Raw genomic sequence first — 14,503 nt, forward strand, 5'->3', positions numbered from 1 at the left:
GAATATAAGCCGGCGTGTTGCTGTCCTCCGAATTATAGTATGCGCTCTCCAGCAGAACCTTGCGATCCTCCAGCACTTTCAGCAGCTTATTCATCTGAATGGGGTGCAGTTCTCCGATTTCATCCAGAAACAGAATCCCCCCATGCGCCTTGGTGACCGCCCCCGGCTTGGGTTGAGGAACACCCGCCACGCCCATCGCTCCGGCCCCCTGATAGATGGGATCATGCACGGAGCCGATCAGCGGATCAGCGATGCCCCGCTCGTCAAAGCGCGCCGTCGTAGCGTCAATTTCCGTAAACTTGGAATCCGCGTTGAAAGGAGAGAACGGGTTCTTTTTCGCTTCCTCCATCACGACGCGGGCTGCCGCCGTCTTTCCCACACCGGGAGGACCGTAGATGATTACGTGCTGGGGATTGGCGCTGCACAGCGCCGCCTTGAGCGCGCGCAAGCCGTCCTTCTGCCCGACGATATCCTTGATTGAAGCCGGACGCGTCTTCTCGGCCAGCGGCTTCGTCAGTGAAATGGCCCGCATTTTCCGCAGCTTCTCCAGTTCCTTCCGCGACTCCCGCTCCACCGCTGTCTTGTTTGTCTTTTGCCCCCGCAGCAGATTCCAAAAATAAACGCCGATGACCAGCGCGAAAAATAACTGCACGACCATCAGCAATATGCTCAGTTCCATAAGTCATCCTCCCATTCAATTGGTACTACTAGGTAGTATAGCCGTTTCCCCAACAGCTAAACGCTTCGGGAGGAATTATGACCGGAACAAGGCGAAGAATTGAGGCTAACGCTTACTTTTGAGCTGGACAGAACCTTCAAGGGAGAGCCAAAAAAAGCGCGGCCCCTCCCTTGGCGGGAAGAGACCGCAGCTTCGTGATCGATGAATTCTCGGATGACTAGCCTTCCGATATTCCCGCTCCCTGCATGGACTCGTGATGAGCCTTGCGGCCGGGGATTTCTCCGGTAGCTTCATAATGGGCGACAATCGCGTCGATTTCCTTCTTCAGCTCGGAGAGCAAATCCGCCTCCGGCACTTTGCGAATCATTTGGCCATACCGGAACAGCAGGCCTTCGCCTCGCGCACCCGCAATGCCAATGTCGGCTTCGCGCGCTTCGCCGGGACCGTTCACCGCGCAGCCCAGCACCGATACCTTGATCGGCACCTTGATATTGGAAATATACTCTTCAACCTCATTCGCAATGGAGAACAGATCGATGTCCAGCCGCCCGCAGGTCGGGCAGGAAATGAGCGTGGGCGCATTCGCGATCAGACCGAATGTCTTGAGCAGCTCGCGCGCCACCTTGACTTCCTCTACCGGATCGGCGCTGAGCGAGATGCGCACTGTATTGCCGATCCCCAGGGAGAGCAGCGCTCCGATGCCCGCCGAGCTCTTCACCGTACCTGCGAATAGGGTCCCTGATTCGGTGATGCCCAGGTGCAGCGGATAAGGAATCACTTCCGCAGCCTTCCGGTAGGCTTCGATAGCCATGGGAACATCAGAAGCCTTCAGCGACACGATAATGTCGTGGAAATCCAGCTCCTCCAGAATTCCGATATGAAACAGGGCGCTCTCCACCATTGCTTCCGGCGTCGGGTAGCCGTATTTATCCAGCAGATGACTCTCCAGCGAACCGGCATTGACACCGATGCGAATCGGAATCCCCTTTTCTTTGCATGCCTTGACAACCGCTTCCACTTTCTCGCGCCGCCCAATGTTGCCGGGATTGATCCGGACCTTGTCGATGCCGTTCTCGATGGCGAGCAAGGCCAGCTTATAGTTAAAATGAATATCGGCAACGAGCGGAATATGAATCCGCTGCTTGATTTCCTTGATGGCTGCAGCGGCCTCTTCGTTGTTCACTGTGACGCGTACCACTTGACAGCCCGCTTCTTCTAGCCGGAGAATTTCGGCTACCGTAGCTTCGACATCCGCCGTCTTGGTCGTGCACATGCTTTGGATGACAACCTCATTGTTACCTCCGATTGTGATGCCGCCCACATTTACCGGACGCGTCTGATGTCTAAGGAACATGGTTTCTCCCCCATAACGCCAAAGCTCCACCCCCTCGCTCCCGCAGGAGACGGGAGGCGGAAGAAGGTGGAGTCATAAGGCCTGTATTGTAAGGCTAGGTATTACGCGCTTTCCTCTTGTTTCTTGTCTTTCTTGAGGTTCAGTTCGGGCAGCGCCTTCTCCTGAACGACCTGCTCGGTTATGACGCAATCCTTGATATCATCACGGGAAGGCACCTCGTACATCACATCAAGCATAATGCTCTCGATGATGGCGCGAAGGCCGCGCGCGCCGGTATTGCGCTTGATCGCTTCCTTGGCGATGGCTTCCAGAGCCTGCGGTTCGAACTTCAGTGCCACATTGTCCATTTCCAGCAGCTTGGCGTACTGCTTCGTCAATGCGTTCTTCGGCTCGGACAGGATGCGCACCAGCGTCTTCTCATCAAGCGGCTCCAGCGTCGAAATGACCGGCAGACGGCCGACGAACTCGGGGATCAGACCGAATTTCAGCAGATCCTCCGGCAGAACCATCGACAGGTACTCTCCGGCCTTCAGTTCCTTTTGACCGCCTTCGGATGCGTTGAAGCCAATGACCTTTTTGCCGACACGGCGTTTAATCAGCTGTTCCAGTCCGTCAAAAGCGCCGCCGACGATGAACAGGATGTTGGTCGTATCAATTTGAATAAATTCCTGATGCGGATGCTTCCGTCCGCCCTGCGGCGGCACCGAGGCGACTGTTCCTTCGAGGATCTTCAGCAGCGCCTGCTGAACGCCTTCGCCGGAAACGTCGCGGGTAATCGACGGGTTCTCGGATTTGCGAGCCACTTTATCAATTTCATCAATGTAGATAATGCCGCGTTCCGCTTTCTCCACATCATAATCTGCAGCTTGAATCAGCTTAAGCAGAATATTCTCGACGTCTTCACCGACATAACCGGCTTCCGTCAAGGAAGTAGCATCCGCAATCGCGAACGGAACATTGATAATCTTGGCCATCGTCTGCGCCAGCAGCGTCTTGCCCGAACCTGTCGGACCAAGCAGCAAAATGTTACTCTTTGTCAGCTCGACATCTTCAATCTTGCTCTGGCTGTTAATCCGTTTGTAGTGATTGTATACCGCAACAGACAATGACTTCTTGGCCTGGTCCTGACCAATCACGTATTGGTCGAGAATGTCGCGGATCTCCTTTGGCTTCGGAATATCCTTCAGATCCAGCTCTTCCTCATGTCCGAGCTCTTCCTCTACAATCTCCGTGCACAGTTCGATACATTCATCGCATATATAAACGCCGGGCCCTGCTACGAGCTTGCGAACTTGCTCCTGCGACTTTCCGCAGAAAGAGCATTTCAGCTGCCCTTTTTCATCATTAAATTTAAACATGTAATCACCCCTTAGGATTTGATCGGTGAAGCCAGAACCTCGTCAATCAGGCCATAAGCCTTTGCTTCTTCAGCGCTCATGAAGTTGTCACGGTCTGTATCGCGCTCGATTTTTTCAAGGGGCTGCCCTGTGCGATCTACATAAATTTGATTCAGCTTCTGTCTTGTTTTGAGAATCCAGTCCGTGTGAATCCAAATATCAGACGCCTGACCCTGAACGCCCCCAAGCGGTTGGTGAATCATCACCTCGCTGTTGGATAGCGCATATCTTTTGCCGGGCGCCCCGGCCGTCAAAAGAAGCGAGCCCATGCTAGCCGCCATACCGACACAAATCGTGGATACATCTGGCTTGATATATTGCATCGTATCATATATACCCATGCCGGCTGTTACAGAACCACCGGGCGAATTGATGTACAGGTTGATGTCCTTCTCAGGGTCCTCGGCTGCCAGAAACAGCAATTGGGCTATTACCAGATTGGCAACATCATCATCAATCGCGTTGCTCAGGAAAATGATGCGGTCCTTGAGCAATCGGGAGTAGATGTCGTAAGAGCGTTCTCCTCGATTCGTCGATTCCACTACCATTGGTACCAGACTCATGCCACCAACCTCATTTCTCTATACAAATTAGTCTTGCCTTTTCAGATGTATTTTAACACGTTCAAAGCACAATGTCATTTTTTCACTTATAGAAAGGCCTTTCTTTAAAAAAAGAAGGCACGTAACAAAATATACGTACCTTATCACTCGGGTATGAGGTCCGAAACGGACCGCTCTGGTTAGAATCTCTAAACGCTATATTACTCGGCGCTTGCTTCGGATTTCTCTTCCGCCGCTTCGGCAGGAGCATCAACTTCCTTGCTGTTCTCAACGAGGAACTCGATGGTCTTGCGGAGCGAAATCTCGCCTTTCAGGCTGTCCAGCGAGCCATTGGCTGCAAGAATGCCGCGAATTTCTTCAGGAGTACGTCTGTAAGTTTCCGCCATTTTGGACAGTTCTTCTTCCACGTCTTCATCGGAAACGGAAATGTTCTCTTGCTTCGCGATCACTTCAAGAACCAGGTTGTTGCGCACGCGCTGCTCTGCATCATTCTTCATTTGATCCCGCAGATCATCCTGGGTTTGTCCCGAGAAGCTGAGGAACATGTCCATGTTCATGCCTTGCTGACGAAGACGCATATCGAAGTCGCGAATCATACTCTGAATTTCGCTGTCAATCATGGCTTGAGGAATTTCGACCTCGGCATTGGCAGCAGCTTTTTCAACAACGGCGTTCTCTTTCGCGCCTTTCAGCTCATCCGCTTTGCGGGATTCCAGCTGCTTCTTCAAATCTTCCTTATATTCGTCCAGCGTCTCGAACTCGCTTACGTCTTTGGCAAATTCGTCGTCGAGCTCCGGAAGCTGCTTGCGTTTGACTTCATGCAGTTTCACTTTGAATACAGCAGGTTTGCCGGCGAGATGCTCAGCCTGATAGTTCTCCGGGAAAGTGACTTCAACGTCCTTGAAATCTCCCGTAGCCATACCAACGACCTGATCTTCAAATCCTGGAATGAAGGAATTGCTTCCCAGCTCCAGGGAATGGCGCTCCGCCTTGCCGCCTTCAAAAGCCTCTCCATCGACATATCCGTCGAAATCGATCACGGCAATGTCGCCGCTCGCAGCCGGTTCGTCTTCAATGACAACAAGCTCGGCATGACGCTCTTGCAGGCGCTTCAGTTCGGCACCCAGCTCTTCTTCGGTAACTTCCGCTTTCTGAGCGGGAACTTCGATTCCTTTGTACTCGCCGAGCGTCACTTCAGGCTTAACGGTGATCTTGGCTTTGAACTTGAAGGATTGTCCCTTGCCGAACTGCTCGATGTCCACTTCAGGACGGTCTACAGGGAAGATGTCGGTCTGCTCAACCGCTTCGCCGTAGGCTTCGGGCAGCAGAATGTCGATGGCGTCCTGATAAAGGCTCTCCACGCCAAAGCGGGATTCGAAAATCGGCCGTGGCACTTTGCCTTTGCGGAAGCCGGGCACGTTTGCTTTTTTAACCACTTTATTAAAGGCTTTGTCGATAGCTTTCGCTACACGCTCAGCGTCTACTTCAACTTCAAGAACGCCAAGGTTCTTCTCTATTTTTTCCCAAGTTGCTTTCATTGTTTGCTTTCCCCTCCAAAATTGGTTCACATATCACGCACAGAATAACCATTATATTATATAAAATATTATTATATTTTTCAAGTAGCTATGTTCTTTTATCCTCTCGGAATACGGGTTTATCGAGGCCTTCCGGCAAAGCCGTTCAGCATCCGGTAAGCTTGTTCAAATTGGAACCGCATACTATCCGTTATGCCGTACATCACCCGGGTCTCTTCTTCATTCCTTGTTCCGTTAAGCGTCTCGGAAACCGTCTGATGCAGCGCGCCCGCCCACAGATCCAGAATGCCGTCCTCGCCGGTCAGAATCGAATAATAGGCTTCCGAGCCGTAAATCGACATGATGAACTGCTCCCACAGCTCCTGCGCAAAATAATGCAAAGCAGGCTCATGCGTCTCCGTCTGCTCCGCGACCCTTTCCAGCACCTCCGCAATCTGCGGCGGGAACTCATTCTTCTGCAGAGGGACGTTGTCAATCTCCACCACAATGCTCTGCTGGCCGCGTTTCAGTTCCACAGCTCCCTGTACACCGCGCCGCCGCAGCGTCTGAAGCGTCCGGAATTGAAGAATAGGATGAATCCCCGGATTCTGCACCCAGTCGGTCAGAGCGTAATCCACCTCTTCTCCTTCAAAATGGGACAATTGCTCCAGAGCAAGCAAAGTGCCTTCCGACAAAGGCTCATGCATGACCCGGTGCAGCAGCTTGCCCGCATATTCCGGGTCTTCCTGAAGCTTATTCTCCGCCAGCCTCCGTGCCATCTCTTGTTCGCCGATATCCTCGTCATGAACTTGAAGTTCATTGATGTGTTTGTCCTTTAAAGCATATGGAAAAGCCGCCTCCAGCCAATCGAGCAGAGACTGCCATTCCTCGTAGTGCCGTTCTTCCTGCCCCTGACACTGCAGTAAAAAACGCAGCAGCTCAGCCGCTTCTCCGTAACGTTCGCTTTCGAGCATAACGGTCAGCTGAATCTGGTAGTAGTCCAGCGTTTTCGGGAAAAGCACGATGTTTTCTTTGGCGGGGGAGTTGGAATTTCGAATGACGGCACCTCCTTCCTGTTTCTCCAAACGTCTCAGTAGATGATTATAGCATACCCGGTGGCGGGTTTGAAAAAACAGGTTGAATATTCACCCCTCCTATGGTAATATAATTTTTGCTTGCTTTTCAGTAATATGTGTCCCAGTAGCTCAGTTGGATAGAGCATGCGCCTTCTAAGCGCACGGTCGGGGGTTCGAATCCCTCCTGGGACGTACAAGACCTTCCTTCGGGAAGGTTTTTTTGCGTACAAGGGGAGACCCCCGTCGGTTCATCGGAGCATCGGCTTCGTTAGCACCCGCTTCGCAGTCAGCCCGCAGGGCTGTATCCCGGATCGGGACGTCAAATGCCTTCCCTTAAGGGAAGGCATTTTTGCGTCCGAGGTATTACTCATATGCCGCTGGCATTCGTCAAGAATTTTTTGCTTGCTCTGTCCCGGCCATCATCTGATGATCCTCGCAACTTATTCCGAGTCAAGCCTTACCGTCCCCTCCCGCGCTTCACCCACCACAGCGGCGCGCGAAACGCCAGATTGATCAGCAGCACAATGATAACGAGCACAGCCGCGGATTTGTCCGCAATCTGCCGGGCGTCCTCGACAATCGCTTCGGATTGGACATACCATAAATGCACAGCCAGCGTCTCACCCGGGGAGAGCAGGCTGAAATCCCACATTTCCCCCGAAGTGCTGAGTCCCGCCGTCAAAATAATAACGGCCGACTCCCCGAATGCCCGTCCGGCGACCAGGCAGATGCCCGTGATGATGGCCGGCAGCGCCACCGGCAGCACGATTTTGCGGATACAATAAAATTTGGTCAGGCCCAGCGCATAGCCCGCCTCGCGCAGCTCCTTCGGAACGGCCCGAACGGCTTCCTCGGTTACCCGCGCCAGCATCGGCAGATTCAGCAATGCCAGACTGACGCCGCCGCCGAGCAGGGTCAGGCCCAAGCCGAAATATTCCGTGAATATCGCCAGGCCCAGCAGTCCGAACACAATGGAAGGGACAGAGGACAACGCCTCTACGCATATCCGCATCGCCCCGGTAAAAGCGTTATCCGGCGCATACTCCGCCATATAAATCCCCGCGCCCAGCCCGATGGGAACCGAGATAAAGAGAGAGAGCAGCAGGATATAGAAGGAATTGAACAGCACGGGGCCAATGCCGCCCCCGGCGTCAATCTCCTCGGGCTGGCGAATCAGGAATGAGAAATCAAGCCCTGGCAGCCCTTTGCTCAATATGGCAAACAGCAGCCAGAAAATAAGCAGCATAACCAAAGCGCCAAGTGCGTAAAAGCCGCAAGTCGCCAGCTTATCGCGGCGAACGGCCCAGCTTGAGCTCCGTGAACGGGAGAAGCCGCTCATTAGCCTTCCCTCCTTTTACGACCCAGAAACCGGATGACGAGTATCAGCAAGAATGAAATCAACAGCAGCAAAAAAGCCATCATATGCAGCGCATAGTTCCAGGTGGAGTCGAATTCGACGTTGGAGATTTGCATGACAATGTTGCTGGTCAGCACCGAAGCCGGTGTAAACAGCGTCTTGGCCAGCTGCGACGTATTGCCGATGACCATGACAACGGCCATCGTCTCGCCGATCGCCCGTGTCATCCCGAGAATGACCGCCGCGAGAATGCCTCTTCCGGCCGCCGGGAGAACAACACGCATAATGACCTGAAGCCGGGTGGAGCCGAGCGCGTAGGCGGCGTCGCGGTATTTGCCCGGCACGGCGGTAATGGCATCGTCGCTGATCCGGGCAATGGTCGGCAGCACCATGAGCGCCAGAACGAGCGCCGCAGCCAGCAAGCCGTCTCCAAGGCTCTCGCCGCTGGCGCGCCGCAGCAACGGCAGGAGAACGGTCAGGCCAAGATAGCCGTATACAATAGAAGGAATGCCAACCAGCAGATCAAGAATCGGCCGGATGAAGCGCTTGAGCCAGACCGGCGCGATTTCGGCCGTCAGCACCGACATACCTACCGACACCGGCACCGAAATCAGCAGTGTGAGCGCCGTAAGAGAGAACGTATTGACGATAAATGCAGCGGCCCCGAACTTGTCTTCCTCCGGCGTCCAATTGAAGGAGAGAAAGAAATCTGCCATTGAAATTTGCCCAAGCAGCAGCAGCGCCGTCTTGCCGATAAATACGATGACCAGCCCAAGCACGAGGCAGAGCGCCAATATGCTGAACAAAAAATAATACCGGGCCAAGCTGTTCGCAAACAAATGCCGGAGGTGGCGTCTGCCCGAATCCGCCTTGCCGTGGAGACTTCCATTTACCGCAGGGGTTGAATCGTAGGTCGGTTGTACCATCTTAACTTTGTCCTCCTGTAAAAAACCAGCCCCGCTATCGCCGGAGGCTGGCTCATATCATGCGTTCGATTTGATGTGCGGAAGAATTACTTCATTGCGGAAATCGGAATGAACTTCAGCTTTTTCAGCGAACCCTGCTGGAACTTCTTGCTTTGAACGTAATCGATAAAGGCTTTAACGGCCCCAGTCGGTTGTCCCTTGGTCATGTAGTAGCCGTATGCCCATACTTTGTAGGAGCCGTTGATGACATTTTGAGTGGTGGGCGCTACACCATTATGCTTGACGGCCTTCACATCGCCGCTCACATAGACCAGGTCGATATATCCGATCGCATTGGGAGTCGTCGCAACTGCGGTCTTCATATCGCCGCTGGAGCCGGTTTCTTTATAGTTCTTCTCTTTCTTCACAATATCGCCGCCCGCAAGCGCCTTGGCCTGGTAATTGACACGGGTGCCGGAGCCGAAAGCGCGGGTAATTACGACGATATCCGCGTCCGCGCCGCCGACTTGCTTCCAGTTCGTGATTTTGCCGGAATAAATGCCTCTGAGCTGTTCGGTGGTCAGGTTGTCCACGCCTACGTTTTTATTGACAATTGTGGCAAAAGGAATGACCGCGACCTTGTTCGCCACCTGTCCGCTGAAGGCTTTAAAGCCGGGAACGTCGATGCTGGCGTCCCAGTCGCAGGCGCCGATGTCGGCAATGCCCTTCTTAACCGCCTGAGGGCCGGTGACAGAGCCTTTGCCGGAAGCGGCTATTCTGACCTTCGGATTCAGTCTTTGAAATTCCTTGGCGGCCTGCAGCGTCAGCGGCAGAAGAGCTGTAGAGCCATTGATTGTGATTTTACCCGACAGCGAACCCGCTGCGGATGCTGCTCCCGCGAAGGATGCCGTAACGGCAAATACTGCGGCCAAGGCCGTAAATGTGATTTTTTTAAACAATTTCATGATTCATTCCCCTCCCGGCTTGAAAGCCGATTTAATATAAGTTCTTTCTGTAAAAAGCGTCTTACTTCGTCAGTTGCACGGCCTTGCCGTTCTCGATTTCCAGCACCTTGCCATCCGAGATCACGCCCAGCTTCGCGCCGTCGCCGGAAACTGCAATTTCCGAAATACCCCGGTTTGTGCGGAATAACTCCTTGCTTGCTCCGGCGGTCGTAACTGCGTAAATACGCGCTGTGCCGTCGGACGCCGTTCCGGATGCAATTAATCCGCCTGCGCCCTCTTGCGCCCATACCACTTCGATATCCAGCGGAATCTCCGCAAATGTACCGCCAGGCTTCAGCGTCTTCAATGTATTGGGAGCTTTGCCGTCAGGATCTGCGCTTAAGTAGACTACCGTTCCGTCGGCCAGAATTTCAGGGTACAGCTTGTTGTCGCCCGAAGTGGTCAGAGCGGCCGGTTTCGCATCCTTTACAGACAGGTCGAGCTGGTACAGCTGCTCTCCCGCCTTGCTGTAGTCGACGGTCAGGGAATCTTCCGTGCTGTCGGCATCATTTTTGGCCGTTCCGGTAATGTTGATGATGTAGACCGCCTTCTTGCCATCCGCAGAAACCCGCAGCTCGGATTTGTTCTCCACCTTATCCGCCAGCAATTCCGTTACCGTGCCGGTGTCCACCGAAATTTGCGAGATTTTCTCCTGCTTGTCTCCCTGGATAAAATAGATCGTCTTGCCGTCCGCCGACCAGGTCAGATCCGTCTTGACGCTGGTATCCGTGCCGACCGGTTTGACTGCTCCGGAAATCAGGTCGATGACAAGCAGTTGGCCCGTCTCGTCCGTGAACGCGCCAAAGCGGCGGTCGTCCGAAACCGAGAAATCGGCGGCCCTGCTGTCAGTAGAGAACAGGCTGTAGCTGCCCGGGCTTGGCGCAAACTTATAAATTTCCGTCGCTTCTCCTTCACGGTTCGCGAGGAGGCTTCCGTCAGCGGTCCAATGAATCGTATCGAATTCTCCCTGCGGACGGGCAACGCCCAGAATTTGCAGCGGGCTGCCAAACAGCTCGCCGCCAAGTCCGTATACAGTTGAGCTTAGCTCAACGTACAATTTGCCGCCGAATACGGTTGGCGCTGTAGTAAAGCTCCGCTTCACGCCGTCAAGCGTGTAGGCCTTGGAACCCGCTTTCAATTTAATCGTATGTACACCTGCATTGTCGGTTAACACAAGGCTTCCGGCTTCGGTTGTCAGCCCTGCGTCCAGTGCGGCTGCAAGCTGCCTGACCGAATACAGCCTGTACCCTCCGGCGTCAATTGTCTTGATGGTGTGCAAAGCGCCGTTCACCGTCAACGCTGCCGATCCTTCCTTGACTTTTACCGCCGTCTTGGCGGATGATTTCACGGCTGCAGGCTTGCCACCGCCCGTGCCTGCTGCGGCAGACACGCTCGCTTCACTGACGGACACAAGAAGCGCCGAAGCCATCAGCACGCTTAACCACTGATTTTTTTTCAAATGGACTCACCCTTTTCATATAGGTAACTGCTAACGTTATTTTCCGTCCTGGATGTAAACTCTGTTGCCGAGAAATATTTGGCAAAGATGAACTTGTCCCGATTTTTCACACTCTTTCTGGGGGAGCCCTGGCACATTTGTCAACGCAGGATTAAACGCATGAAAATAGATTTACAATGGTCGGAATCTGATTTAATATAATGAGTGAGCGCTCACTCATATTGAAAAAGGATGGAGTGATTCATATGAACCAGGAAGCGCCTGTGATTACGGCGGCCCATATTCGCAAAGCATTCGGCAGTAAGGTTGTCCTGGAAGACATCAGCCTGGAGGTGCGCAAAGCCGAGACTTTTGGCCTGCTCGGACCTTCAGGTTCCGGAAAGACGACTCTGGTCAGGCTGCTGACCGGAATTGAGGAAGCCGACTCGGGAGAGGTGCATGTGCTGGGAGTGAAGGTCCCGAGGCTGTCCCTGCTTTCGCAAATTGGCTACATGGCCCAGTCCGACGCGCTGTACAGCGAGCTGAGCGCCAAGGATAATCTGGAGTTCTTCGCTTCGCTGTACGGACTCAGGAAAGAGCGGAGAACCAAGCGTATCCGGGAAGTGATGGAAATCGTTGACCTGCAAGAGCATCTTCTCAAGAAAGTAAATCAATACTCCGGGGGGATGAAACGCCGCCTGTCGCTGGCCATCGCCCTGCTGCACGAGCCGCCGCTGCTCATTCTGGACGAACCGACCGTCGGCATCGATCCGGTGCTCCGCAAGTCCATCTGGAAGGAGCTGAAAGCTCTGAATGAACGGGGAACGACCATCGTGCTCACGACCCACGTCATGGATGAGGCCGAGAAATGCGACCGGCTCGGCATGATCCGCGAAGGCCGTCTGCTTGCGGAAGACACTCCGGCGAACCTGCTTCAGGCGACCGGCGCCTCATCCATTGAAGAAGCGTTTTTGTATTACGGAGGTGTGCATTCATGAGAATCGGCGCGCTTACGCTGCGTATTTTACGGCAATTCATTCATGATAAAAGAACGATGGCCCTGATGTTCGCCGCTCCTCTGCTCGTCCTCAGCCTGATGAGCCTGGTGTTCGGCGGCGATGCTTACAAGCCGAATATCGGCGTGACGGGTCAGGCGGCGCTCCTGTCGGAAGCGCTGGCCGAGCACGATGCCCAGGTCATGAAATACAGTGCGGAGGAAGAGGGCGTCCTGGCGCTGAAAAATGGAGAAATCGACGCGCTGGTCTCGATGGATGGCGGAACGCCAAAGGTCTTGCTGGAAGGAAGCAATCCGACTGCCAACCGGGCGGTTATGCTTGTACTGGAGCAGGCGGTGGGAAATCAGCAGCCAGCGGGGCAGGCCCAGGCGCAGGGAAATCAGGCAGAGGGAAATCGTGCATCGGCGCATTCCCCCGCGCAGCCGCAGATCAGCTATCTGTACGGTTCCGCCGACATGAAGACGATCGACCGGTTCGGACCGATTATGATCGGGGTATTCGTTTTCTTTTTCGTCTTCCTGATTGCCGGGGTCTCCTTTCTGCGGGAACGGACGACGGGAACGCTCGAACGTCTGCTTGCCACCCCGCTTAAGCGATGGGAAATCGTCGTCGGCTATGTCTGCGGCTTCGGCATTTTTACCGTGTTCCAGGCCCTGCTCATTTCCTGGTTCTCTATTCAGGTGCTGGGCATTATGATGGCCGGAAGCTTCGGATATGTCCTGCTGATTACGCTGCTGCTGTCGATGACGGCGCTGACGCTTGGCACGCTGCTCTCGGCGTATGCCGGCAACGAACTCCAAATGATTCAGTTCATCCCGCTGGTCATTGTGCCGCAAATCTTTCTGAGCGGATTATTCCCCCTTGACACCCTTCCGCAGTGGCTTCAGCGGATTGGCTATGCGACTCCGTTATACTACGGGGCCGAGGCGATGATGAACATTATGATCCGTGGGAAGGGCTGGAATGCGATTGGAACGGATGTGTATGTGCTGATCGCTTTTTCGCTTCTTTTCATGATCCTGAACGTCCTTGCCCTCCGCAAACACCGTAAAATGTAACTCAGACCCCCAAATATGGTACGATAAGCAGACAGAATACGTCTGGAGGGTTGAGATTATGGCAGAACATCTTTCCGCAGACCATAATACGGAGTCGTGGGCTCTGGAGCTGCTTGCGCTTGGCGATGAAGAGAAAATGACGCCGAAGCAAATCGCGATTCTGCAGGCGGCCGTGGATGTGTTTGCGGAAAAAGGCTACGCGAGCGCAGCGACCAGTGAAATCGCTCAGAAGGCGGGCGTGGCGGAAGGAACGATTTTTCGCTATTACAAGACGAAGAAGGATTTGCTGCTGTCTATTGTGGGGCCGACGATGAGCAAGCTGCTCGCTCCTTTTGTGATAAGAAACTTCGGAAATTTGCTGGATCGTTCTTTTGACAGCTACGAGGATTTTCTCCACGCCCTCATTCGGAACAGACTGGATTTCGCCCGCAAGAACTTCAAAATCCTGCAAATTCTGATTCAGGAAATTCCATTTCATCCGAGCCTGCGCAATCAGTTTATGGAGGATATTGTCAGCAAGGTTTTTGAACGCATATCTGCGCATGTCGAGCATTTTAAGCAAAAAGGGGAAATTCTGGACGTTCCGGCGCCCGCCCTTATCCGCTTTACAGTCTCGGCGACCATCGGCTACATTATGACCCGCCTGCTGCTGCAGCCGGACAGGGAATGGAACGACGAGGAAGAAATCGAGCTGCTGATCCGCTTCATTATGCATGGCATCGCGGCGGACCCGAAATAAGCACTATAGGCTTATCCTTTTTGATTATCTATGCAAAAATCCCGTCAGACTTAGAATCTGGCGGGATTTTCGTGTTCAGCGAGCCTTATACCCACAGAGACTTGGTGATGATAACCAGCAAAATGAACAGCACCAGAACCGCAGTTGCGGAATTACAACCAGCGCCATATCCGCCAACTTCGCCCATTAATCATTCCTCCTCTCCAAGTAAGATACGTCAACAGATTATGCAGCGGATTCCGTATTCGTCTGGGAGTTTCGGCAAGTAAATGCGAGAGAACGGATTGCTTTTTCTTGAAAAATGTATAACAACACGATGCCTATGCTTCCGATGCTTACGCTCCGACGAACCCTCGGGGGCTCCCCCCTGTACGCAAAAAACCTTCCCGAAGGAAGGTTT

General features: G+C 53.6%; 15 protein-coding genes and 1 tRNA gene. 5 read left to right on the plus strand and 11 right to left on the minus strand.

What is annotated here, in order from left to right; all coding sequences use genetic code 11:
* From L692_RS0102845 to L692_RS0102870, 6 genes are all read right to left on the minus strand, one after another.
* A partial coding sequence (locus tag L692_RS0102845; protein WP_025697019.1) for an ATP-binding protein occupies nucleotides 1-679 on the minus strand: 679 nt, incomplete at its 3' end.
* 217 nt (nucleotides 680-896) lie between these two features.
* Nucleotides 897-2,033 (minus strand): flavodoxin-dependent (E)-4-hydroxy-3-methylbut-2-enyl-diphosphate synthase, encoded by a 1,137-nt coding sequence (ispG, locus tag L692_RS0102850; RefSeq protein WP_025697021.1) that lies wholly within the window; start codon nucleotides 2,031-2,033, stop codon nucleotides 897-899.
* 101 nt (nucleotides 2,034-2,134) lie between these two features.
* Entirely contained in the window at nucleotides 2,135-3,391 is a 1,257-nt protein-coding gene (gene clpX, locus L692_RS0102855) for an ATP-dependent protease ATP-binding subunit ClpX (protein WP_025697023.1), read from the minus strand.
* 11 nt (nucleotides 3,392-3,402) lie between these two features.
* Nucleotides 3,403-3,993, minus strand: a complete 591-nt coding sequence (gene clpP, locus L692_RS0102860; RefSeq protein WP_025697025.1) for an ATP-dependent Clp endopeptidase proteolytic subunit ClpP — start codon at nucleotides 3,991-3,993, stop codon at nucleotides 3,403-3,405.
* 200 nt (nucleotides 3,994-4,193) lie between these two features.
* Nucleotides 4,194-5,531: a trigger factor gene (gene tig, locus L692_RS0102865; protein ID WP_025697027.1), complete on the minus strand. Its 1,338-nt coding sequence runs from the start codon at nucleotides 5,529-5,531 to the stop codon at nucleotides 4,194-4,196.
* Between the two features lie 119 nt (nucleotides 5,532-5,650).
* On the minus strand, nucleotides 5,651-6,532 hold the full coding sequence (locus L692_RS0102870; protein ID WP_198027692.1) for a hypothetical protein: 882 nt from the start codon (nucleotides 6,530-6,532) through the stop codon (nucleotides 5,651-5,653).
* Nucleotides 6,533-6,704: 172 nt separating this feature from the next.
* Here L692_RS0102870 and L692_RS0102875 point away from each other — a divergent pair.
* Nucleotides 6,705-6,778, plus strand: a tRNA-Arg gene (locus tag L692_RS0102875).
* 265 nt (nucleotides 6,779-7,043) lie between these two features.
* Here L692_RS0102875 and pstA read toward each other — a convergent pair.
* From pstA to L692_RS33960, 4 genes are all read right to left on the minus strand, one after another.
* Entirely contained in the window at nucleotides 7,044-7,925 is an 882-nt protein-coding gene (pstA, locus tag L692_RS0102880; RefSeq protein WP_025697031.1) for a phosphate ABC transporter permease PstA, read from the minus strand.
* Complete coding sequence (gene pstC, locus L692_RS0102885) at nucleotides 7,925-8,869, minus strand: phosphate ABC transporter permease subunit PstC (RefSeq protein ID WP_025697033.1); 945 nt, start codon at nucleotides 8,867-8,869, stop codon at nucleotides 7,925-7,927. The genes pstA and pstC overlap by 1 nt, the downstream gene beginning before the upstream one ends.
* An 86-nt stretch (nucleotides 8,870-8,955) precedes the next feature.
* On the minus strand, nucleotides 8,956-9,813 hold the full coding sequence (locus L692_RS0102890) for a phosphate ABC transporter substrate-binding protein (protein ID WP_025697035.1): 858 nt from the start codon (nucleotides 9,811-9,813) through the stop codon (nucleotides 8,956-8,958).
* 61 nt (nucleotides 9,814-9,874) lie between these two features.
* Nucleotides 9,875-10,483: a hypothetical protein gene (locus L692_RS33960; RefSeq protein WP_376717982.1), complete on the minus strand. Its 609-nt coding sequence runs from the start codon at nucleotides 10,481-10,483 to the stop codon at nucleotides 9,875-9,877.
* Between the two features lie 490 nt (nucleotides 10,484-10,973).
* Between L692_RS33960 and L692_RS33965 the strand changes: the two genes are divergently transcribed.
* The 4 genes from L692_RS33965 to L692_RS0102910 all read left to right on the plus strand — a co-directional run bounded on the left by L692_RS33965 (nucleotide 10,974) and on the right by L692_RS0102910 (nucleotide 14,103).
* Nucleotides 10,974-11,300, plus strand: a complete 327-nt coding sequence (locus L692_RS33965) for a hypothetical protein (RefSeq protein WP_376717981.1) — start codon at nucleotides 10,974-10,976, stop codon at nucleotides 11,298-11,300.
* 256 nt (nucleotides 11,301-11,556) lie between these two features.
* The gene (locus L692_RS0102900; protein ID WP_025697039.1) at nucleotides 11,557-12,288 is read left to right on the plus strand and encodes an ABC transporter ATP-binding protein; all 732 of its coding nucleotides are present in this window, start codon (nucleotides 11,557-11,559) and stop codon (nucleotides 12,286-12,288) included.
* Nucleotides 12,285-13,364 carry an ABC transporter permease gene (locus L692_RS0102905; RefSeq protein ID WP_025697041.1) on the plus strand — a complete coding sequence of 360 codons (1,080 nt, stop codon included), beginning with the start codon at nucleotides 12,285-12,287 and terminating at the stop codon, nucleotides 13,362-13,364. Before L692_RS0102900 ends, L692_RS0102905 begins: the two co-directional genes overlap by 4 nt.
* A 58-nt stretch (nucleotides 13,365-13,422) precedes the next feature.
* Nucleotides 13,423-14,103, plus strand: coding sequence for a TetR/AcrR family transcriptional regulator (locus tag L692_RS0102910; RefSeq protein WP_025697043.1), 681 nt, complete (start codon nucleotides 13,423-13,425; stop codon nucleotides 14,101-14,103).
* Between the two features lie 85 nt (nucleotides 14,104-14,188).
* Here L692_RS0102910 and L692_RS32330 read toward each other — a convergent pair whose 3' ends face one another.
* Nucleotides 14,189-14,290 carry a sporulation protein YjcZ gene (locus tag L692_RS32330; RefSeq protein WP_198027693.1) on the minus strand — a complete coding sequence of 34 codons (102 nt, stop codon included), beginning with the start codon at nucleotides 14,288-14,290 and terminating at the stop codon, nucleotides 14,189-14,191.
* Nucleotides 14,291-14,503: the final 213 nt, after the last annotated feature.

The sequence above is a fragment of the Paenibacillus forsythiae T98 genome, assembly GCF_000520735.1.
In the GTDB taxonomy this organism is placed as follows: domain Bacteria; phylum Bacillota; class Bacilli; order Paenibacillales; family Paenibacillaceae; genus Paenibacillus_AQ; species Paenibacillus_AQ forsythiae.